The sequence below is a fragment of the Arthrobacter sp. StoSoilB5 genome (genome assembly GCF_019977235.1).
In the GTDB taxonomy this organism is placed as follows: domain Bacteria; phylum Actinomycetota; class Actinomycetes; order Actinomycetales; family Micrococcaceae; genus Arthrobacter.
This window is the reverse complement of record NZ_AP024646.1, coordinates 2148743-2169468: the sequence shown is the minus strand read 5'-3', so window position 1 is coordinate 2169468 and position 20726 is coordinate 2148743. Positions and strand designations below refer to the sequence as shown.

General features: G+C 61.0%; 20 protein-coding genes. 10 read left to right on the top strand and 10 right to left on the bottom strand.

Annotation, left to right across the window (positions count from 1 at the left end):
* The first annotated feature begins 203 nt into the window (after positions 1-203).
* The 6 genes from LDN75_RS09870 to LDN75_RS09845 all read left to right on the top strand — a co-directional run bounded on the left by LDN75_RS09870 (position 204) and on the right by LDN75_RS09845 (position 6493).
* Complete coding sequence (locus LDN75_RS09870) at positions 204-1700, top strand: UbiD family decarboxylase (protein ID WP_223937098.1); 1497 nt, start codon at positions 204-206, stop codon at positions 1698-1700.
* A 2-nt stretch (positions 1701-1702) separates the two neighbouring features.
* On the top strand, positions 1703-3364 hold the full coding sequence (locus LDN75_RS09865) for an NAD(P)/FAD-dependent oxidoreductase (protein ID WP_223937097.1): 1662 nt from the start codon (positions 1703-1705) through the stop codon (positions 3362-3364).
* Positions 3361-4041 (top strand): UbiX family flavin prenyltransferase, encoded by a 681-nt coding sequence (locus LDN75_RS09860; RefSeq protein ID WP_064723617.1) that lies wholly within the window; start codon positions 3361-3363, stop codon positions 4039-4041. The genes LDN75_RS09865 and LDN75_RS09860 overlap by 4 nt, the downstream gene beginning before the upstream one ends.
* Entirely contained in the window at positions 4038-4505 is a 468-nt protein-coding gene (locus LDN75_RS09855) for a hypothetical protein (RefSeq protein WP_064723616.1), read from the top strand. Before LDN75_RS09860 ends, LDN75_RS09855 begins: the two co-directional genes overlap by 4 nt.
* 102 nt (positions 4506-4607) lie before the next feature.
* Positions 4608-5507, top strand: a complete 900-nt coding sequence (locus LDN75_RS09850; protein WP_064723615.1) for a LysR family transcriptional regulator — start codon at positions 4608-4610, stop codon at positions 5505-5507.
* 104 nt (positions 5508-5611) lie between these two features.
* The gene (locus tag LDN75_RS09845) at positions 5612-6493 is read left to right on the top strand and encodes an alpha/beta hydrolase (protein ID WP_223937096.1); all 882 of its coding nucleotides are present in this window, start codon (positions 5612-5614) and stop codon (positions 6491-6493) included.
* Between the two features lie 106 nt (positions 6494-6599).
* Here LDN75_RS09845 and LDN75_RS09840 read toward each other — a convergent pair whose 3' ends face one another.
* The 5 genes from LDN75_RS09840 to LDN75_RS09820 all read right to left on the bottom strand — a co-directional run bounded on the left by LDN75_RS09840 (position 6600) and on the right by LDN75_RS09820 (position 12318).
* Positions 6600-7331 (bottom strand): hypothetical protein, encoded by a 732-nt coding sequence (locus LDN75_RS09840; protein ID WP_223937095.1) that lies wholly within the window; start codon positions 7329-7331, stop codon positions 6600-6602.
* Positions 7332-7468: 137 nt separating this feature from the next.
* Complete coding sequence (gene trpA / locus LDN75_RS09835; RefSeq protein ID WP_223937094.1) at positions 7469-8317, bottom strand: tryptophan synthase subunit alpha; 849 nt, start codon at positions 8315-8317, stop codon at positions 7469-7471.
* Positions 8314-9654: a tryptophan synthase subunit beta gene (gene trpB / locus LDN75_RS09830; protein ID WP_223937543.1), complete on the bottom strand. Its 1341-nt coding sequence runs from the start codon at positions 9652-9654 to the stop codon at positions 8314-8316. Before trpB ends, trpA begins: the two co-directional genes overlap by 4 nt.
* A gap of 199 nt (positions 9655-9853) precedes the next feature.
* A complete protein-coding gene (locus LDN75_RS09825) occupies positions 9854-10999 on the bottom strand; it encodes an aminotransferase class V-fold PLP-dependent enzyme (RefSeq protein WP_064723611.1) in 1146 nt (381 codons plus the stop codon).
* Between the two features lie 38 nt (positions 11000-11037).
* Positions 11038-12318: an amidohydrolase family protein gene (locus tag LDN75_RS09820; protein ID WP_223937093.1), complete on the bottom strand. Its 1281-nt coding sequence runs from the start codon at positions 12316-12318 to the stop codon at positions 11038-11040.
* Positions 12319-12471: 153 nt separating this feature from the next.
* Between LDN75_RS09820 and LDN75_RS09815 the strand changes: the two genes are divergently transcribed.
* The 4 genes from LDN75_RS09815 to LDN75_RS09800 all read left to right on the top strand — a co-directional run bounded on the left by LDN75_RS09815 (position 12472) and on the right by LDN75_RS09800 (position 15977).
* Positions 12472-12738: a DUF3311 domain-containing protein gene (locus tag LDN75_RS09815; protein WP_223937092.1), complete on the top strand. Its 267-nt coding sequence runs from the start codon at positions 12472-12474 to the stop codon at positions 12736-12738.
* Between the two features lie 2 nt (positions 12739-12740).
* A complete protein-coding gene (locus tag LDN75_RS09810; RefSeq protein ID WP_064723609.1) occupies positions 12741-14267 on the top strand; it encodes a sodium:solute symporter family protein in 1527 nt (508 codons plus the stop codon).
* Positions 14268-14341: 74 nt separating this feature from the next.
* Positions 14342-14875: an XRE family transcriptional regulator gene (locus LDN75_RS09805; protein ID WP_223937091.1), complete on the top strand. Its 534-nt coding sequence runs from the start codon at positions 14342-14344 to the stop codon at positions 14873-14875.
* Positions 14876-14948: 73 nt separating this feature from the next.
* Entirely contained in the window at positions 14949-15977 is a 1029-nt protein-coding gene (locus LDN75_RS09800) for an alcohol dehydrogenase catalytic domain-containing protein (protein ID WP_223937090.1), read from the top strand.
* Here LDN75_RS09800 and idi read toward each other — a convergent pair whose 3' ends face one another.
* From idi to LDN75_RS09775, 5 genes are all read right to left on the bottom strand, one after another.
* Entirely contained in the window at positions 15978-16517 is a 540-nt protein-coding gene (gene idi, locus LDN75_RS09795; protein ID WP_064723632.1) for an isopentenyl-diphosphate Delta-isomerase, read from the bottom strand.
* A gap of 14 nt (positions 16518-16531) precedes the next feature.
* Positions 16532-17293, bottom strand: a complete 762-nt coding sequence (locus LDN75_RS09790; RefSeq protein WP_275959810.1) for an amino acid ABC transporter ATP-binding protein — start codon at positions 17291-17293, stop codon at positions 16532-16534.
* On the bottom strand, positions 17290-18087 hold the full coding sequence (locus LDN75_RS09785; protein WP_223937089.1) for an amino acid ABC transporter permease: 798 nt from the start codon (positions 18085-18087) through the stop codon (positions 17290-17292). Before LDN75_RS09785 ends, LDN75_RS09790 begins: the two co-directional genes overlap by 4 nt.
* 168 nt (positions 18088-18255) lie before the next feature.
* Positions 18256-19143: a transporter substrate-binding domain-containing protein gene (locus tag LDN75_RS09780; protein ID WP_064723606.1), complete on the bottom strand. Its 888-nt coding sequence runs from the start codon at positions 19141-19143 to the stop codon at positions 18256-18258.
* Positions 19144-19230: 87 nt separating this feature from the next.
* Entirely contained in the window at positions 19231-20427 is a 1197-nt protein-coding gene (locus LDN75_RS09775) for an aminotransferase class V-fold PLP-dependent enzyme (RefSeq protein WP_064723605.1), read from the bottom strand.
* Positions 20428-20726 lie beyond the last annotated feature (299 nt).

Below are 20726 nucleotides of genomic sequence, written 5' to 3'. Positions count from 1 at the left end.
GTGCTAGCGCCTGTCCAGCCGATCACCAATGAGGTGACGCAGGTCATATATCGAACGCTACTCGGATCCCCCTGCGAGCAACTAATAGGCATTTCGGATATGAGCCATCACTTCCTTCTATGAGTCTCGACATAGATCATCCTGATGGCCGCGATCGAAAAGTCAGTCTTCTTCGATGGCCATTATCTCCGTAGCCTTTTCCCATGACAACAAGCGCACGCGAAACCGAAACAGTCCACTCAGCGGCGGGCGAAGTAGGCCATCCAGGATTCGACCTCCGACTTTGGTTGGAAGACCTTCGCCGGTTGGGCGAACTGGACGAAGTGTCCGGAGCCGAGCTCGACTACGAAATTGGCGCCATCACCGACCTCAATGCCAAGAACCGAGGCCGGGCTCTGCTATTCGACCAAATCCCCGGCCATGAGGAAACCGGTAGCGTCCTCTCCTGCTCCCTTGGTAGCCCGGCGCGGGTAGCCTCCGCCCTGGGGTTGCCGGACGGCCTTGATGTACACCAGCTGGTCGAGCAGTTGCGCGGCCTTCCCCGTAAATGGCAAGGGGATGCGAAGCATTATCAGCCACGCGTAGTGAGTACCGGCCCGGTGTGCAACGAGGTCCTCAGTGGAGACCAGATCGACCTCCGCTCCTATCCCGCCCCGCTCTGGCACGAGGGTGACGGAGCGCATTACCTGGGAACAGGCGGCAGCGTTATCACGCGCGACCCCGAAACTGACGACGTCAATTACGGCACCTACCGCGTTTCCGTCCGGGATGAGCGATCCCTTGGCGTGTTTATCGAGCCCATCAACCATGGTGGTATCCACCTGAACAAGTACCTCGAAAGGGGCGAGCGTGCGCCGATCGCTGTGAGCTTCGGCCACGGACCTCTTATCTATCTGGCCTCGGCGATGCCCCTGCCCTACGGGGTCAACGAACTCTCGGTTGCAGGTGCCATTGCCGGTACGCCCGTAGACGTCATCGAAGGCGAGGTCACGGGCCTGCCGATCCCCGCATACTCGGAACTGGCAATCGAGGGATGGGTGGAACCGGACGATGAAGATTGGGAAGGTCCGTTCGGGGAATTTACAGGCTATTTTGCAGGTGGTCGCGAACGGCGCCCGGTCATCCATGTTGAGCGTGTCTATTCCCGCGGCAAGCCCATTGTCTACGGCTCCTTGCCGGGCAAGCCTCCGTTCGACCATTCATTCTGGCGGGCTGCTCTGGAGTCCTCGCTCCTGCTGGACGAATTGCGTGCGCTGGTTCCTGATGTTTCAGCCGCCTGGAAGTACGAGACCGGTTCGGCGAACTTCTTCAATGTCGTATCCATCAAACAGCGCTATGCCGGACACGCCCAGCAAGTTGGTGCTGCAGCGGCACTCGTCGCCGGTGGAGTCTCCATGGGCCGGTATGTCGTGGTCGTCGACGACGACATAGACGTCACCGACATTGACGACGTCATTTGGGCGATCTCGACACGAACCGACCCCGCGCACAGCATTCAGATCATCCGCGACACACCCACCAATCCGCTGGACCCGATGCTGGCTGATCCTGAGGGCCCGTGGGTCGCCTCCAGGGCAATCATCAACGCATGCCGCCCTTATCACCGGCTCCGCGATTTCGCGCCAGTCGTTGAGGTCAGTCCTGAACTTGCCAGCCGGGTCCGCGCACGGTGGGGCGCTCAGCTGGGCTGGACCAAGTAGCAATGGCCGAATTCGACGCTGTCTTCGTCGGAAGCGGGATCAATACCATGACCGCTGCCGCACTGCTGGCCCAGGAGGGCTGGCGGTGCGGTGTGTTCGAACGGCAGGACCATCTCGGTGGCGCCATCCACACCATGGAGTTGGCGCCCGGCTACACGCACGACCTCTATGCCATCAGCCACGCGATGTTCGTTGGTTCAGCGGCCTACACCAGGCTGGCTGATGATCTTGCGGCGCGAGGCCTGAGGTATCTCCAGTGCGACGTGCCGGCCGGCGGACTCACGGCTGAAGGAAATGCTGCCGTGCTAACGACCGATCCGGAGTTAAACATCGCTGCTTTTGAGGACGCAGGGGCCGGCGATGGGGACACTTGGAGGCGCCTGCGTGCGGAGCATCAGGAGGTCTCCGGACTGATTAAAGGGATCATGTCTGGTGACTTGGTTTCCCGGCACGGGGCCATGCTCGCTGTGCGTGCCTACCGCCAGCTAGGGATGAAGGGGCTGCTGAAGTTCAGCGGCGATCTCCTGGAGACGTGCAGGGACTGGAGTGAGCAGTTCCGGTCCCCCACAACCCAGGCCCTGCTCGCACCATGGACTCTGCACGCCGGCACCGGGCCGGAGCAGCCCTCCTCCGGTTTCATGACTCGTATGATGAACATGTCGCTTGAAGCCCGCGGAACGCCGGTGCCCGAGGGCGGCGGGTATCGGCTGGTTGATGCGCTGCACGGACTCATTCGGGACGCGGGTGGGACGTGCGTCACTGGCCAGGGGGTAGCCGCTGTCCACGTCGAGCGCGGGCGGGCTGCCGGCGTGCGTTTGGCGGACGGCACCGTTGTCACCGCCAAGCGTGGAGTGGTGGCCGGTGTGACGCCGACCCAACTGTACGGCAGCCTGCTCGCCGACGTCCCGGAAGCTCACGCCGCCGAACGCGCAGCCCGCCGGTTCCGCTATGGCCGCGCTCGCGTGCAACTCCATTTCGCGCTCGACCGCCGCCCCGAATGGCCAGATTCACAACTCCTGCGCGCAGCTACGATCCACCTTACGTCCGGTGTTGACGCCGTTTCGCGGGCGGTCAACGAAGCTGAACGAGGCTTCATCCCGGCGCTGCCTACCCTGACCGTGGGGCAACCCGTTGCCGTGGATGCTTCACGGGCCCCCGATGGCGGCTGGATCTTCGCCGTCCAACTGCACGAGATGCCCTCGCGCCTGCGCGGAGACGCCGCCGGGGAGATCGAAACGGACGAGGGCGTCTGGACGGACGATGTGCGCGAGCGCATTGCCGACCGCGCACAGGCGATCCTTGCACGGCACATTCCGAACTTTGAGAGTTCGATCATCCGACGGGTATCGATGTCTCCCCTCGATCTTGCACGCGCCAACGAGAACTTCGTCGGAGGCGATGGCTCCAGCGGGGCGTTCTCCCTTGACCAGAGCCTGCTCTGGCGCCCACGACCAGATCTCACTGGACACACAACGCCTATCAAGGATCTCTACTTGGTCGGGGCAAGCACGCACCCGGGCCCCGGCCTTGGTGCTGGTTCCGGGATCATCGTCGCCAACCGCATGAGCGCCGGGCTGCGCGGCTGGCGGTTCCCAACGAAGTCCTCCAGCACGCCACCCGGCAAGTTCTCGACCCATCGCTCCATGGAAGGAGTCCAACAATGAAGAAGATTGTCATCGGCATCTCGGGCAGCACCGGGGTCATCCTTGGTGTCCGCGCCCTCCAAATGCTCAGGGCGGTACCCGGTGTGGAGACGCACTTGGTCCTCTCACGTGCTGGCGCCCTGAACCTGCAGCTCGAAACCGACTACACAGCGCAGGACGTCCGCGCACTCGCCGACGTTGTGCACAGTTTCTCGGACATCGGTGCCCCGATCGCGAGTGGGTCCTTCCGCGCCGATGCGATGATCGTCGTTCCCTGTTCCATGAAGACGCTGTCCGGGATCGCCCACTCATACGCGGACAACCTGCTCGTCCGCGCCGCGGATGTCATGCTGAAGGAACGCCGGACGCTTGTTCTGGCCGTGCGCGAAACACCGCTTCACCTCGGACACTTGCGGTTATTGACGCAGGCAGCGGAACTCGGAGCAGTCATCTTCCCGCCGGTCCCGGCCTTCTACCATCGACCGGAGAGTCTTGAAGACGTCATCGATCAGTCGGTCGGCCGAATGCTCGACCAGATCGGTATCGAAGTCCCAGCGCTGCCCCGATGGCCGGGCACCGCTGCAGCAGCCGCAGCAGCCTCCCGTCATGTTCTCGGACAGTCCTCACGGGATGCAAACGAGTCCCTGGGCGCCGGGCTTGTCGATACCGTATCCAACGGAAGAGGGCCGGTCTCATGATGTCCACAAGCGTTCCGGACGCCGTCCTGGGTGTCCTTGACAGCAGTTTGGATACGGGCGACGAGGCCATCACCATCACGACAATGGACGAAGACGGGTGGCCGCGCACTGCCCTGCTCAGCATTGCCGAAGCGGTGCTGACCGGCAAGGGCCGGATCGCAATCCTGCTTCATGACGCGTCCACCGGAGCTATCAACCTACGCCGCGACGGCCGCCTGCTGGTGACCGTCGCCGCGGGCGGCAACGTCTACGACCTCAGATTCAGCGTCCAAGAGAACGGACCAATCCTGGCTGACCCTCCACGGGCCACCTTCACCGGTACTCTGTGCGCGGTCCGGGAGCAACGGGCACCTTACGCCACGGTCACGTCAGGCATCCGGTTCACCCTCCACGGCCCACAATCGGTGTTGCCGCGGTGGCACAACCAACTCACCCATCTGCGCAGTAGCGTGGAAAAATTCTGACCCAACCCGCGTTTCCTCGACCGCTTGAGGTTGGGGCCATAAAATCTGAGGCAATTACTTGCATGATCCATCGACCACGCCGATCGTCGCGGCTAGAATATTATGGTGATGCTAGCGCAGATAGAGGGTTTCCTGGTCACGGTCCGGGAGAAGAGTATCTCCCGGGCCGCGGAGGCCTCTTTCCTTTCCCAGCCAGCCTTGACCGCCCGGCTCCAGTCGCTCGAGCAGGAACTGGGCGCTCCACTTCTGATCCGCACATCCCGGGGCGTAAGACTGTCAGAGGCAGGCAAAGCATTCCTTCCCTACGCGCAGCGCGCCATCCAGACTATTGAGGAAGGGCGGAAGCTGGTCACCCAGCTCACAAGCGGTGAAGCCGGGGTCCTGACCCTCGCCACAGTACCTGGCCTGCTCACGACGGTATTGCCGCCAATGCTTAAGCGTTTCCGGGACGCGTTCCCGAACATTCCCGTCAACGTTCGGACGGCGCATCCCGACGAGGTCGTCGACCTCGTGCTCCGTGAGGAAGTGCAGCTTGGCTTCGCTTGCGATGCTGACCACCCGGAACTGGTCTCGGTCCCGATCTACGAGGACGAAATTGTCTGCGTACAGGGCCCCAATCCCCCACTGGTCAACGGGGACGACATCTCCCTGCAGGAAATAGCTTCAGCGCAATTGATCATGTTTTCCGAGTCCGACTTCGAGCAACTCCTGGCGAACTTGCTCCACGAGGCCGGCATTCCACCGGCTGCCGTTCTCACGCTCGATAGCATCGACGCCGCCAAGAGGATGGTTGAAAGCGATCTGGGTGTGGCCTTCCTTCCCCGCATCGCACTAGATCAGGCTGAGATTGATTCCGGGCGTTTTGTTCTTCGCCGGTTACCGGAAATCGGTGCAGTGCGGCGTGTCATCGTGGGACTATACCGCCGCGACGCACAGCCTCATGCCGGTCCCGCCGGGCATTTCCTGAACGTCGTCATGAACGATCCGGCCCTGTTGCCATAGATTTCATCTATGGCTTATATCTAAAACATCTGCTACTTCAATGGTGTTGCCCGTTGGTACCGTTTCTCCATCGGACTGCTGCGGCTTCCCCTTAGGAGATTATAGTGCCCATCGTTAATGTAAATTCCTGCAACATTTTCTACGAAACTGCCGGTTCCGGAGAGCCCATTGTTTTTCTGCATGGGGAATCGCACAGTTCCCGGCTGTTCGAAAAGCAACTCGAATACTTCGGCAGAAACTACCGCTGCATTGCTTACGATCGGCGAGGACATGCGCAGAGCGATGTCCCTGAGTACGGGTACTCGGTGTGGAACCAAATCGGTGACATGCGGCTCCTCTTTGACGCCCTCGGGATCGACCGTGCAACCATCGTGGCGGTCTCCATGAGCACTCCCATCGCGGTGTCGTTCGCACTTCGGCACCCAGAACGGGTGAAGGCGTTGGTCCTGTCGTCCTGGTATGAACTGGATGGGTTCCCCCTCCTGGAGCAACGGCGGAAAAGCCACCAGCTCCCCTTCGCTGAACTGCATTTGAAATTCCGCGATGTGCTCGTGAACGCCGGGAAGGACGGGCTCATACGCTTTGTCGAGGAGAACTATGAGGCCCTCCTGCCGATCCTCCCGCTTGATAAGCCGTTGGTGCGAGGGCAGTTGATCGAGATTCTTGCCGGACACGCAGTCGAGCATTACACGAAGGCCGGGGAGTACTACACCTCAATACCGTTTCTCCGGGAAGAGCTTCGACGGATCACATGCCCCGTCCTTGGCATCTGTGGTACGGAGGACCCCTCGCCTGACAGGCCTGAACTCCTGGACGGCATGCCGAACTTCCGCCAGGAATGGATCCCTGGTGCGCGGCGGTTCACGATGATGGAGTACCCGGATCTGTTCAACGAGGTCCTTGAGGCATTCCTTGTCGAGAATGCTCCATCGGCCACGGATCAGCGAGTCAATAACCGAGTTGAGTCCGGACCAGCGCGAGTGTAGGGTCTAGCACGCAGTCGCGGCGGATGCAGGCTTGCGGCCTTCGGCAAGCCCGGGATCAGGTCGATAATGATGATTGCGCTTTCTGGTCCGGCGGGATGACGCGAACTCATTGACGCCGATCTGTGGTGGCGGGTTCCAGAAGTTCGTGGGGACTCTGATTCCAGCTGTCTTCGTTGGGAGACTCGCCGTGAGGGACCACACTTCCTGGCAGCGTGGCTGCCCGGGTCCGCAGGAGGGCGGGACCCATGGGGATGCGGTATCCGATATGAGACCCCACAATCGATACTGTGAGCACGAGCGCGAGGACTCCGACAACGAAGAGCATCCACGCCGCAACCGTCAAGACAGTCCCCGGCAGGAACCCGACGGCGGCGAAACCGAGCGTCAGCAAAGCGACGGCCCCAAGTATGTACACGCCCGCGTCGACGAGGTTGGTTCTTAGCGACGCCGGGGAGCAGGCGAGCAGGAAGATGCCCGCCATAATCCAGCAGATCCCGCCGACTTGGGGTGAGAAGGGCACACCGAGCAATACGCTGATCGTTGAGCCTATGTTCAGCATTCCCCCGACGCCGCCGAAGAAGGCTGCGAAGACCATGAAGACATTGCCATCGAGGTCGTCTCCGCGCTTGAGTAGAATTACTGATCCGGCAAGGTAGCTGCCGTATACAGCGAGTTGGACAAGTCCGACGGCAAGGCTGCCACCCGGTCCCAGATATCCCAGAATGTTGGCCCAGAACAGAAACGATAGCGTGCTGAAAATGAACGCCAAAGACGCTCCGGGGTGGCTGGGACGGTGGACGCGGCCTGTGGTCGCTACGGTGTGATGGTAGTTGGTCATGTCGTCTCCCTTGACGATGAAGTGAACTGGGGGTGGACCGTGCGCGTTTCGCCGGACCAAGCGAAGAGGGCAAGGGCGCACAGGCAAGCGGAGGGAACGCCGGCCTAGGCTCTCTCAAACCGGCGTTCCCCACAAGTTCAGACGGAATTTTGGGTGAGACCCACCCTTAGCTCCGCGGCGAAACGTCCGACGGCGGCGGGGCCGCCATGCTTCAAAGCGGCAACGACGGCGGTGCCGACGATCACGCCATCGGCGTAGGCCGCGATCTCGCGAACATGCCTGGCGTTGGATACTCCAAGCCCAACGCAGACCCGCCCCGCGCCTGCGTCCCGGGCCTCGGAAACAACTCGCCGGGCGTTTCCGTCGACGGAGTCCCTGGCGCCGGTGACTCCCATGAGGGAGACCGCGTACGTGAAACCGCGCGTTGCTGCGACCGTCAGGACCATTCGCTCCGCCGAAGTAGATGGCGCGACGAGGAAAATGCGGTCCAAGCCATACTTCTCAGACGCTTCAAGCCACGCGGCTGCCTCGTCCGGGATCAGATCCGGCGTAATGATGCCTGCTCCACCAGCCTCGGCGAGGCGACGGGCAAACTCGTCCACGCCCATCTGCATGACCGGGTTCCAGTAGGTCATAACCAGCACGGCAGCCTCGGTGGCCTCCGTAACGGCCTTCACGACGTCGAACACGTGCTCCACGCGGAATCCGTTGCTCAGCGCCTGAGTCGTGGCGGTCTGGATCAGGCTTCCGTCCATGACGGGGTCGGAGTAGGGAATTCCGATCTCAATAATGTCTGCCCCGTTCCGGGCGAGCTCGATCGCAGCGTCGATGCTCTCCTCCAGGCTGGGGTAACCCGCGGGTAAATACGCTATGAGGGCAGCACGACCTTCGGCCTTTGCCCGGTCAATCGCAGCTGCGGACTTACTCGATGCCTGCAGTTCCTTACGGCATCCCGGCTCGACATCGGGCTGTTCTGTTGCACTCATGCGTTCTCCTCATCAACTATGCCGGTTCCGTTGCCGTTGTGCCGCCTGGTGGACAGTCTCGTGCCCTTGATCTGGCCATTGTCATCGAGCATGCCGAACCACTCGGCCGCTGTCTGGACATCCTTGTCGCCGCGACCGGACAGATTGACCACCACGATCCGTTCGCCAGGGTCCCCGCCACTACTGGCAAGGCGTTGCCCGACCTTAATCGCCCCGGCCAGCGCATGTGCGGACTCGATCGCGGGGATAATGCCTTCCGTGCGGCACAGGAGCGCGAACGCGGTCATGGCCTCAGTGTCAGTAATAGGCTCGTACGTCGCACGGCCGATGTCGTGCAGATACGCATGTTCCGGGCCGATGCCTGGGTAGTCCAAGCCCGCGGAGATCGAGCGGGACTCGATCGTCTGCCCATCTTCGTCCTGCATGAGGTAGGTCCGGGCACCGTGCAGGACGCCTGGCCGCCCGAGTGTGATGGCCGCCGCATGCCGGCCGCTCTCGATGCCCTCACCGCCGGCTTCGAAACCATACAGACGGACGGACATGTCATCGAGGAACCCGTGGAAGAAGCCGATCGCGTTCGAGCCACCACCAAGGCACGCACAGACGGCGTCTGGCAGCCGGCCGGTAGCGGCGAGGATTTGCTGACGGGCCTCGTCTCCGATGACTTCGTGGAAGAAACGGACCATTGCAGGGAAGGGGTGTGCTCCAGCTGCAGTGCCCAGCAGGTAATGGGTCGTGTGGACATTCGCGACCCAATCGCGAAGCGCTTCGTTGATGGCGTCCTTGAGGGTCTGTGATCCGCCGGCCACGGGGACGACGGTGGCGCCGAGCAACTGCATGCGTGCGACGTTGAGTGACTGGCGCCGGCAGTCCTCGGCACCCATGTAAACAACGCATTCGAGTCCCAGCAACGCAGCTGCGGTCGCACTCGCCACCCCGTGTTGCCCGGCACCTGTTTCGGCGATAATGCGGGTCTTGCCCATTCGCTTGGCAAGGAGGGCCTGTCCCACCACATTGTTGATCTTATGGGAGCCCGTGTGGTTGAGATCCTCGCGCTTGAGGAACACCCGGACCCCGCCGGCATGCTTGGAGAAGTTCTTCGCCTCCGTCAGCAGCGACGGCCGACCGGTGTAACTGCGGTTCAGTTCGTTGATCTGCGCGATGAACTCCGGGTCTTGTTTCGCCGCTTCGAACGTAGCCTCGACCTCGTCGAGGGTCGCTATGAGCGATTCGGGCATCCACCGGCCCCCAAAGGATCCAAAGTATGGACCGGGGGCTTTGCGAAGGCTTCCTGTCAGGAATGCATCGGCGGTCTGTTCGTTATTCTTTGCACCCACAGCGTGATCGCCGGGGCGGTGGGGTTCTGGCGTGTTTGTAGCCACCAGTCTCTCCGTTCGTAGTAAGTCGTTCCCGGCACTGTGCCCAGGACGTTGGTCCGGGTACGGCAGGTCCAAGGCGCGAACCGCCGGGGTAGCCCTGAGTTAGCGGAGCAGTGCTGTCGAGGGCACTGGCCACCCCTTTGCGGCAGCATGGCTCCTAATTTCGTAGGTAGCGCCACTCGTCCAAGGCTTTGAGTAGCGCAGTAATGTCGTTGTTGACGCTGTAAAAGTGGAAGGCCACGCGAAGGGCACGGCCACGCGGGCTGGCAATGATGCTCTTCGATTCAAGGAATGCGGCGAGTTCCGAGGGGTTCTCGTCGATCAAGGCGACCTGTGGCCCCCTCAGGGCGGCATCCAGGGGCGAGTCCAGCTCGATCCCGGCCGCGGTTAGCTCCTCAGTCAGCTCCAGGGTCAGACCTGCCACGTGACGCTTGACCGCGGCCGGGTCCAGCTGCGCGAGCATCTTCATTCCGGCGATGGCTGCATAAACCGCAGGCACCGCGTAGGTCCCCGATTCAAAACGCCGCGCTGTCTCCGGGAAATCAACCTTGCGCGGGTCGAAAGCAAAAGGATCCCGGCGCCCGAACCAACCCGTCAGCTGAGGGGGGACATCATCCGTCAGGCCCCCGCGGACATAGAGGAACGCCACCCCTGCCACGCCCAGCATGTACTTCAGCGAGCCTGTGACCAGGTAATCGCATCCGAGTTCGCGGACGTTGATCGGCTCGACGCCGGCGCCCTGGTAGGCATCGACGAAGGACTTCGCGCCGTGAGCGCGGGCCATCTCAATGACATCGGCAACAGGGAGGCGTGACCCGTTCCGGTAGGTGATCAGGGGAACCGAGACGAGCTTGGTCCGCTCGTCGATGAGTACCGCATAGTCCTCGGCCCGGACCGTCCCGCCATGTTCTTCCGCGAAGCCGATTTGGGCGCCCCGGCCTTGTTGGGCCACCCAGACGTTGGCCACTGACGGAAACTCGAGTTCGCTGGTAATGATCCTGTCGCGGCCGTCGCCGTAGGACTGGGTGGAAGCGATCTGGTAGGCCCCGGTGGAAGCGTTGGGTACTACGGCGATCTCCTGCGGGGCGGCGCCGATGAAGGCGGCGAATCGGATCCGTGCTTCTTCGACCTTATCCATCCACAGGTCCCAAGGCGCTCCTCGCTCCATGATGCTGCTCTGAAAGTCCAGCAAGTCACCGGCGAGCTCGCGGGAGAACGCTCCCTGGCTACAGCTGGCCAGGTGGACAGTCCGTTCCAGACCTGGAAACTGGGCACGAAAGAGTTCTGAGGTCATGAGGTTCATAGGTTTACTCCAAGTGTTATCAGTAGTGTCCGCAGGATTCAGTGGCTGTGTCCCTGAGCTACCGGACGGCCGGCGCCCTGAGTGAGGGTGTCGTGGATTTTCTGGGCCATGTCCGGATCGATTTCGCGCGGGGGGATGGGACGAAGTTCGTGGCGGCGGCCGGCAGCCATGACGAAGGTGGGCCGTCGCAGGGCTTCCCAGTCTTCCGTCGGGTCGCCTTCGACGGCGATTACGTCTGCGCGCAGCCCTTGGCTCAGCTTTCCGGTCACTTCCCCGAGGCCGCATGCCTCTGCCGCGACGTCCGTGGCACTTGCGATGATCTCGCGGGGGCTCATTCCCGCATCGGCGAAGACGGACAGCCCATCGGCGAAACGCGCGAAATGCACCAACCCGATTCCCGCGTCGGTTCCGGCGATAATCCGTGCACCCATGTCATGCAACTTCCTGAGGTTGCCCACCACCGCGTCGTGTTCATCCCAAGGGCAGAAGTAGCTGTCTGCCATACAGGCGGTATTCATGGCAGGGCTGACCACCACGCCGCGATCCACGATCTTCCGGGCAATCTCCTCGTTGAATTTCGTCCCGGACTCCGTGACCCACCCGCAGTGCTCAATGGCATCGAATCCTGCCTCGACAGCGCGTTCGATGCCCTCGACACCCAGGACATGGGTGGTGGTGAGCAGGCCGAGTTCATGGGCTTGATCGACGATGGCACGCAGTTCCTCCAAGGAGTAACGAGTTTGCCACGGCCGTGAACCCGCTGTCATGAAGCCGCCGGTTGTCATGACCTTGACCAGGTCAGCGCCTTCGTTTGCCCTGCTGCGGACGGCCTCGCGGACGTCCTCGACACCTTCGGCAACGCCACCCATGGCGAAGGCATGTCCTCCTGGAACGGTGATGGGCGCATTGGTGACCTGCAAGGAGGGACCAGCGGTCTCCCCGGCAGCGATCTCAGCCTTGATCTGTGTCCCCAGAGTGCCGGGGGCGCCCAGGTCGCGGGCAGTGGTCACTCCGGCGTCCAGCAGTTTGGCCGCGTTTGAACGCATGAGCTCGAGGGCCTCGTCATCAGGAATGGTGACAGCGGTCGTCGTCGTGCCGGATGCCGGATCGAAGGAAAGGTGCACGTGGCAGTCAAAGAGTCCCGGCATGAGCGTAACGTCCCCCAAGTCAAGGACCTCAGCTTCCCCGGCGGTTTGACTGACGTCGCCCCAGGGTCCTGCTGCAAGTATCGTGGCGCCATCAACGACGACGGCTCCATTTTCAATGATGCTTTCAGTACTGCTCGTCAGGAGCCGCTGGGCCCGGATGATAGTAAACATGATGTCCTCCCGAGGATGTCCAAAGTTCACTCTGGACGAATAAATGAAGTGTGACTAGAATAACAGCATCGCTTTCAGTTGGCGACCCTCCCAGACGCAAGCACATCGGGGTGCGACCGTGGAGGGCTCGCTGTTATTCAAAAAGGAGACACTGTGACTCACAGTGAAGAACCCCGGCCCCAATCCATTGGTCAAGCCGAAGCCATAGAACGGCCCAAGCCGAGGCGGCATTGGTGGCTACTTCTCATCCCGTATCTCTGGTGCATCGCCGCGATCCCGGCTGTGAACCGCGTGGGGTACGTCTTCGGGAACGTCCCGTTCCTTCTTGTGTGGATGGTGGCCGGCGTCATTGTTACAAGCGCATGTATCACCGTCGTCTATTTCGTCGATCGCCGTAACGGCGATCTGGAAAGGATCTGATCATGGTCGTTGCAATCATTGGCGTAGTTCTTGTGGTCGGCTCCGTCGCGGGAGGTGCGTTCCTGGCTTCCCGCGGCAAGAAGATGGATGTTCAGGAATGGTCCGTGGGAGGTCGCCGCTTCGGCACGTGGCTTTTCTGGTTCCTTTTGGCAGGTGAGACGTTTACGGCCTCGGCGCTGCTTGGTTCCTCCCAAGCCATCTTCAGCGGCGGCGCACCCGGATTCTTCGTCCTGGGAACAGTCGCATTGGCCGCACCCGTGGGCTACTTCCTGGTCCCCCGTATCCAACGGGCGGGGAAGGTCCACGGTCTGACGACCATGGGTGATTTCTTCACCATGCGCTTCAATTCCCGGTGGTTCGGCAGTTTGCTGACCGTCTTCGGCATCATTGCGCTGCTTTTGTACACCCGCGTTCAGCTCACCGGGCTGTCGCTGATCCTGGAGACCCTCTTCGGAACAGGAATCCCCTCTATGGCATATGTCTTTGCCGGTGGTCTTCTGGTGGTCGTGTTCGTCTTCACCGGCGGCATGCGAAGTGCAGCTTTCGTCGCCGTCGTCAAGGACATCCTGCTTGTCCTGATGCTCCTTATCGTTGGGATCGGGGCAGCTAACGCTGCGGGCGTCGACAGTGTTGGCGGGATCTTTGATGCCGTGAAGGCGGTCCACCCGGATGCGGGAACCTTGCCGGGAATCGGCGGGCACGCGTCGATGAACGAGTGGTGGTGGATGAGCTTCCTCCTGCTGACACCTTTAGGGGCATTTGCTCTGCCGCACGCATTCCAAGTCGCATATACAGCACGGGATTCCACCTCGGTACGCAAGAACCAGATTATCCAGCCGCTCTACTCGCTCTTCTACGTCCTCATTGCTGTCATCGCGCTGGCTGCCATCGTGGCCCTCCCGAATCTGCCTGCCAAGCAGGCGAATGGTTCGTTGCTGATCTTCGTTGCAAGCAACTACCCTGACTGGGTGATCGGCTTGCTCGCAGGGTGCGGCGTGATCGTGGCACTGGTACCGACTGCTGTCATTATGATCACGGCAAGCAGCATGTTCACTTCCAACGTGCTCGGTGAAATCAAGCCAAACCTCAAGCGCTCCCTGGGAGCGACACGGATCAGCGTCATTGTGTTCACGCTGCTGGCCGTGGTAATCACTGCCTTCAACAGCGACGCTTTGTTGAGCATCATGACCGGCGTGTACAGCGCCGTGGGGCAGTTGGCTCCAGCGCTCTTCCTGTCGTTCCTATGGCGGCGTACCACCGCTGTCGGTCTAACCGTCGGCGCGGTTGCTGGAGGCGCCATCGTATCCATCCCGGCCTTGGGATCGGCCGTGCTTGCCATGTTCCCTGCGGGCACCGTAGTTGGCCTGCCAGCCTTGCTGATTAACCTCGTGCTCGCAGTCACTGTAAGCCTCCTCACGAAGCGTCCGCCGGCCTCGGCAATCGCGGTGGGGATCCCCGAGGCGGCGACCACCGGCACTGATGCCGGCGCCGATGTTGGGGCCGGCCGTCAGTCCGTAGAGTCCGTCTAGTTCGATCTCGATAGAGGTCCGGGTTGCCGTGCCGGGCAGCCCGGACCTTGCGTCAGGAAGGTACCCCTCCATTGTTGCCATCAAGGATTCGCGAACTCAGGCGAAACCGCGGCCTGACCCTGGGCCAGATGGCCGAACAAACAGGACTGTCAGTGGCCATGCTCAGCCAAGTGGAACGTGGCCAAAGCGATCCAAGCCTCGAATCCCTGCGGCGTCTGGCCGAGGCCTTGAAAGTCCCTCTGTTCGATCTGTTCCGCGGCGAAGGCCCCGAACAGGCTACGGTGGTGCGCCACGACGAACGCCGCCTCGTCTCATCCCCGAAACAGCAGGTAACCTACTCCCGCGTCTCACGCTCCGGCGGCAAGGTTGAGGTACTTGAGGCGACGCTGGAGCCCGGCGCGGCATCCTCTGAGACTCCGCGGAGCCACATTTCAGAAGAATGTGTCCTCGTCCTTGAAGGATCACTCATCGCTGAAATTGGCGGCACGGAATATGCTCTGGACGCTGGGGACAGCTGCCATTTCGACTCAGCCCTGCCCCACAGGTTCCTCAACCCGCACCCGGACAAAACGCGCTTCGTCGTCTCAGTCACACCACCCTCAAATTAGACACTGCCGGCGAGAAAGGGCACCGGGTCCTGACGGACCCGGTGCCCTTAACGCCTTGAAAGGCCGCTGCACTATGCGCGCAACCCTGCTCTACTCTCCACTGGACATCCGTGTCGCGGACGTTCCCGAGCCTGTCATCGAACACCCATCGGACGCAGTCATCCGCGTGATCCTCACCTGCATCTGTGGCGGGGACCTGCACTCCTACCGCTCCTGGGCCCAACCTCAACCTAAGCGAATGGGCCACGAGGCCATCGGCATCGTCGAACGGACCGGTTCGGCCGTCATGCGGGTAAAGGAAGGTGACCTGGTGCTGGCGCCCTTCACGTACCAGGATGGCAACTGCGTTTTCTGCCGTGCCGGTAAAACAACCTCGTGCGTACACGGCGGATACTGGTCCAAGTTCGACGGCGGCCAAGGCGAAGCTGTGCGCATCCCGTTGGCCGACACCAGCCTCTTCAAACTCCCCGTGGATGCAGAATCGGGTCTTCTTCCATCCCTGCTGACACTTGCGGATGTTTATGGAACGGGGTTCCATGCCGCGCTTAGGGGTGGCGTCACTACAGGCAGCACCGTCACCGTCATTGGCGACGGCGCGGTAGGACTTCTTGCCGTCCTCTCCGCGAAACTGCTCGGTGCCGAGCAGATCATTCTCATGGGGCGTCACCGGGCACGCACCGACCTTGGCCGCGCGTTCGGAGCCACCGACGTTGTCACGGAGCGCGGTGACGACGGCATCGCCCAAGTCCGGGAGCTCACCGGCGGCCTCGGTACCGGAATCGTACTCGAAGCCGTCGGCCACATGCCCGCCTATGCACAGGCAATCGGCGCCGTCCGAAGCGACGGAACGATCGCACGGGTCGGTGTGCCCCAGTACGAACAGGCCCCCGTGGGAAACGCAAGCCTGTTCGACCGGAATATCACCCTTACCGGTGGTGTCGCCCACGTGGCAAGCTACGTCGAACGCCTCATGCTCACCATTCTGGAGGGCACCGTGAACCCTGGGCTGGTCTTCGACAGCACCATCACACTGGACGAAATAGCCAATGGGTACCGCGCAATGGATTCCCGCTCTGCACTGAAAGTGCTCGTCCGCCCCTGATTACCAGGCCGTCGGGGACATTCCGGCCAACAACGGCACTTGAAGTCTCGCCCACGGCGAGAGCGGTGAGGACTCCACCCGGGCCAGAGCAACAACGTCATCCCACGGCATCCACCATGCCTCCTCAACCTCAGCAAGGTTGAGGACAGGATCACTGTTCACCTGGCAGACGAAGACGGGGCAGAACTCCTTTTCCACGTACCCGTTACTGCGTGCCACGTAATCGAAGTCCGGCAAGGCCAGGTGCAATCCAGTGACGTTGAGCCCGAGTTCTTCCCGCAGCCGACGCTCCACCGCGTCCGCCAGATTTTCGCCAGGCAGCGGGTGTCCACAACACGTATTCGTGATGACGCCAGGAAAGGTCTCTTTTGTCGGCGCCCGTCGAGTCACCAGTAGCCTGCCGTCCGGATCAAACGCGTAGCAGGAGAACGCCAAGTGCCGGATTCCTGCGCCTTGATGTGCGTCTGGCTTCGGACATGTTCCTATTGGTTCGTTGGCCTCGTTGAGGACAATAACGGGATCATTCCACCTTGAATCCACGCTGGACGTCACGTCTAAAGCACCCTTTCCAGAAAAGCCTTTGTCCGTGGCTCAGCGGGCGCATCGAGCACCTGGCTGGGTGGACCTTGTTCCACCACGACCCCGCCGTCCATGAAGACAACCCGGTCGGCGACTTCCCGTGCAAAGCTGATTTCGTGGGTGACGATCATCATCGTGATTCCCTCAGCGGCGACGGCTCGGATGGTCCCGAGGACTTCGCCGACCAGCTCAGGATCCAGTGCACTTGTGGGCTCATCAAAGAGCATGAGCTTCGGCGAGATGGCCAGGGCCCGGGCGATAGCGACACGCTGCTGTTCCCCACCCGACAACTGGCGGGGGTATTTGCCGGCCTTGCTACCGAGACCCACGCGGTCCAACAATTCCCGGCTTCGCTGCTGGGCATCCGACGTGCCGCGCTTGTGCACGGCAACCTGCGCCAGACTGACGTTTTGCTCGGCCGTCATGTGCGGGTACAGGTTGAAGTGCTGGAAGACCATGCCGATCGATGCACGTTGCCTCGCGATTTCACGGCCGCGCATCTCGTGCAGTTTCCCGGCCTTTTCACGGTAGCCGACAACTTCGCCGTCCACTTTCAGTTGACCACCGTCGACGCTTTCGAGGTGATTGACACAGCGCAGAAAAGTGCTCTTTCCGGCGCCAGAGGGCCCCAAGAGGCAACAAACTTCGCCCACGGCGACGTCGAGAGAAACTCCATTGAGCACCTGGATGCGTCCGTAGTTCTTGCGGATTCCCTGTGCCGATACCATGACCGTCATACGGTTTTCACCTGCCCTAATACCTTGGTCCAGAACTTGGCGACGACTGGCTTGCTGCCCGTCCGTTGGCTCCCCCTGGCAAATCGTTTTTCAAGGAAGTGCTGTCCAACGCTCAAAATACTGGTCAGGAAGAGGTACCAGAGCGCGGCGACAATAAGTAAGGGAATCGTCTGGAAGTTTGTGTTGTAGATCGAACTGACGGTGTGGAGCAGCTCCGAGAAAGAAACGATGGTGGCCAGTGATGTGAACTTTAGCGTACCGATGGCTTCGTTTCCGGTGGGAGGAATGATCACGCGCATAGCCTGAGGCAAAACCACGTGCCGCATGGTCTGGAACGGGGTAAGCGCGTAGGCCGAGGCGGCTTCCCATTGCCCTTGGTCGACAGCAAGGATGCCGGCACGGACAATTTCTGAATAGTACGCAGAGAGCGGCAGGCCCAACCCCAGCATGGCTGCAACAAAGGGCGTCATCAGACTGTTCGTTGCCGTGCTGAAGAAAGTGTGCCCGAGCAATGTGAATTCGATTCGGGGGAATACGGATGCAAGGTTGAACCAGAAGATCAATTGCACCAGCGGCGGCGTTCCGCGGAAAAACCATTGGTACGCGTGCGCCACCGAATGCAGCACCGGGTTGGGCGAGAGCCGCATGATCGCAACAATTGTTCCCAACACCATGCCGATGACAAGGACCAGGACAGTCATCCACAGCGTCTGCAGCACTCCGTTAAGCACCAGAGGGTTGAATAGGTATTGACCCACCGTTTCCCATTCGAACGCCTTCGTTGTGACCAACACGTTTGCGAACCACAACAGGGCAAGGACCACGCAAGCCGCGGACGCCCAGCGCCAGGGTCGCCGAAGGGCAACGGTGCTCATTGGCGGCGGTGGTGAGCTGATAGTTCCTGGGGTCAATGGCCGGGCCAGACTCGTTGATTTTTCAAAGGGCATTGGAAGCGCTCCGGACTAAAAAGCCAAGGGCTTTGTGTTAAGTGTCGGTGGAACGATGGCGAATTCCTCGAAGTTGTTTTCCTTCAACACCTTCGTCCACGTTCCGTCCTGGATGAGCGAGCCGATAGCCTGACTCACGGCACGCTCAAGTTCGGTGTTGCCCTTGGCGAAGACCCACCCAGCCGGATCAACCGAGATCGTCGAAACTTTTCCTGAGAGGACCATCAACGCGCCTTTGGTTTCCCGTTCGGTGAGGGCAGCCACCGGGGGGTTCTGGAGGGCTGCTTCGAAGCGGTCGTTCTGTAACGCCTGCATTTGGGTTCCCGGATCTTGGAACAAGATCTGTTGTGGCGCGGGCTCCCCGCGCTTGGAGCAGTCAGCAGCAATTTGTTCAAAGGCTGCCACCTGCGCGGAGCCTTGAAGGTGGCCAAAAGTCACTCCGCACAGCCGTGATGGTTCGACTCCGTGAGGGTTGCCCCCTCGAACTTGAAGAACGTAGGCAGGCAACGCCCAATCAAGGATGTCAACGACCTTGCGGCGTTCTTCCGTATCTCCCAAAGTGCCCAGTGACCAGTCGTAACGTCCGTTGGCAATGGCAGGGATGAGGGCTGGGAACTCCACGCTGTGAAATTCGATTTTTACGCCCATCTTTGCGGCCACAGCTTTGGCCAGTTCGATCTCAAAACCGGCAGGTTTCCCGGCGGCGTCGAGGTAACGGTAGGGTGGGAATGCCATGTAGCCGGCGACATTTACGACTCCGGCCTGTTTGATTGTCTCCGGTACGGCGATTCCTGCCGCTGCTTGCGCTGTAGTTGTTGGTTTGCTTCCCGCGTCGCTTCCACAACCGGTTAAGGTTGCGGAAGCGAGAACGGCAAAGGCAGTCAACGTGCGAATGTACTTCATTTTTTCCTGCTCCGTATCACGTGCGACTTTGCACTTGGATGGTGGATTGATGGGGAATGTTCGATCCGAAGGTGCGTAGAAAGTTCGTCAGATGGCGTGACCGGGTACCAGCAGTCCCCGTATGTCCTCCAGGGCCGTCATCAGAGCGGTCAGGTCATGGTCGGTGTTGTAGTAATGCCATGCCGTGCGGATGTTTCCTGAACGCGTGGTCACCAGGATGTCCCGCGCTGCGAGCTCGCGGACGGCTTCCTCGGGGCGCTCGGCCCGAATGGCTACAAGCCCAGCCCGGTAGTGCGCATCGCGTGGTGTGTCTGACACAAATCCTGCGGACTGTATGGCGTCGATGGCGTTTGCTGTCAGCGAGCTGATTCGGTTCTGGATAAACTGCAGGCCGACGGACGCAATCACTTCAAGGCCAGCGCGGCTGCCGTAGATTGCCGGCACCGGTGTTGAGCCGACTTGGAAGCGCCTCGAATCATCGGCCTCGCGGTGCTCGGCAATCTGCATGTCGTTTGGGTCGCGCTGGGCGAACCATCCCGTAATTGTCGGGTGCAGTTCCGGAAGCAGTGATTCGCGCACATACATGTACGCCACTCCCGGGCTGCCCAGCAGGAACTTGGCCGTACCCGAAGTCAGGATATCGACCCCGTCGGCCTCCACATCGATAACTCTCGTGCCGGCACAATGATAGTCATCGACTGCCAGCCAGGCCCCGGCCTTGTGTGCAACTTCTGAGAGGCGCGCAAGATCAAGACGGCGCCCGTTCCGGAAGGAAACGTGCGATACGCAGACCAATTTGCAGTCCTCATCAATTGCTTCCTCGAACGCGGCGACGGCCGTTTCAGAGTCGGCGGCCGGCACGAGCCGTACTTCCACGCCATGTCTGGCCTGTGCATGCAGGAGATACATGACGGACGGGAAATTCTGGTCATCTGCGACGATGACGCGACGCTGTTCGGACTGCCAGTCTATGCCGGAGAGTAAGGATGCTAGCCCCGCCGTTACTGAAGCGGTCACGGCGATCTCCGCCGTCGATGACCCGATGAGTGCTGCCACCGAGCGTCGAAAGGACTCTTGCTGGTCCAGCCATCCGGTGAAGGCGGTGCCTTCATTCGCCCAGCTGTCCAGGTATGCATGATAGGAGTCGAGTACGTGTGTGCTCATGGCGCCGCGGGCGTTGCTGGCGAGATGCACCTTCCGTGTCAACACCGGAAACTGCGCCCGAAAATCGTCGCCATCGTCGACAATCACCGCAGCCTTGGTGGTCGCGTCGTTCGTGTTCATTCTCGTCCTCGCTTCTCTTGTTGCTAAAGGGGCTCCCTCAAGGTCTGGGAGCAGCACCCTTTGTTATTGACCGTTGGGACCAAGAACTACTTCGCCTCGGCCGGGTCACGGAGTGTGACGCCGGTCATAGGCCAAACTTTAGGAGAGGGAATGCCATCAATGAAGACGGATTTGTCAATCGCAACCATCAGCAATATCTATGGCAATCCGCTCCGATTAGATATCGAAGAAACCGATCGCAGTCATTGGAAACTTCTATTTGATTGATATCAGACTTCCGCTTACCTTTGACTCGGGTC

Coding starts and splice junctions, on each gene's coding strand:
- LDN75_RS09790 (WP_275959810.1), bottom strand. CDS start 17,293: ATGACGGTCATGGTATCGGCACAGGGAATCCGCAAGAACTACGGACGC.
- LDN75_RS09870 (WP_223937098.1), top strand. CDS start 204: ATGACAACAAGCGCACGCGAAACCGAAACAGTCCACTCAGCGGCGGGC.
- LDN75_RS09820 (WP_223937093.1), bottom strand. CDS start 12,318: ATGTTTACTATCATCCGGGCCCAGCGGCTCCTGACGAGCAGTACTGAA.
- LDN75_RS09840 (WP_223937095.1), bottom strand. CDS start 7,331: ATGACCAACTACCATCACACCGTAGCGACCACAGGCCGCGTCCACCGT.
- LDN75_RS09775 (WP_064723605.1), bottom strand. CDS start 20,427: ATGAACACGAACGACGCGACCACCAAGGCTGCGGTGATTGTCGACGAT.
- LDN75_RS09800 (WP_223937090.1), top strand. CDS start 14,949: ATGCGCGCAACCCTGCTCTACTCTCCACTGGACATCCGTGTCGCGGAC.
- LDN75_RS09860 (WP_064723617.1), top strand. CDS start 3,361: ATGAAGAAGATTGTCATCGGCATCTCGGGCAGCACCGGGGTCATCCTT.
- trpA (WP_223937094.1), bottom strand. CDS start 8,317: ATGAGTGCAACAGAACAGCCCGATGTCGAGCCGGGATGCCGTAAGGAA.
- LDN75_RS09780 (WP_064723606.1), bottom strand. CDS start 19,143: ATGAAGTACATTCGCACGTTGACTGCCTTTGCCGTTCTCGCTTCCGCA.
- LDN75_RS09855 (WP_064723616.1), top strand. CDS start 4,038: ATGATGTCCACAAGCGTTCCGGACGCCGTCCTGGGTGTCCTTGACAGC.
- LDN75_RS09810 (WP_064723609.1), top strand. CDS start 12,741: ATGGTCGTTGCAATCATTGGCGTAGTTCTTGTGGTCGGCTCCGTCGCG.
- LDN75_RS09850 (WP_064723615.1), top strand. CDS start 4,608: ATGGTGATGCTAGCGCAGATAGAGGGTTTCCTGGTCACGGTCCGGGAG.
- LDN75_RS09825 (WP_064723611.1), bottom strand. CDS start 10,999: ATGAACCTCATGACCTCAGAACTCTTTCGTGCCCAGTTTCCAGGTCTG.
- LDN75_RS09865 (WP_223937097.1), top strand. CDS start 1,703: ATGGCCGAATTCGACGCTGTCTTCGTCGGAAGCGGGATCAATACCATG.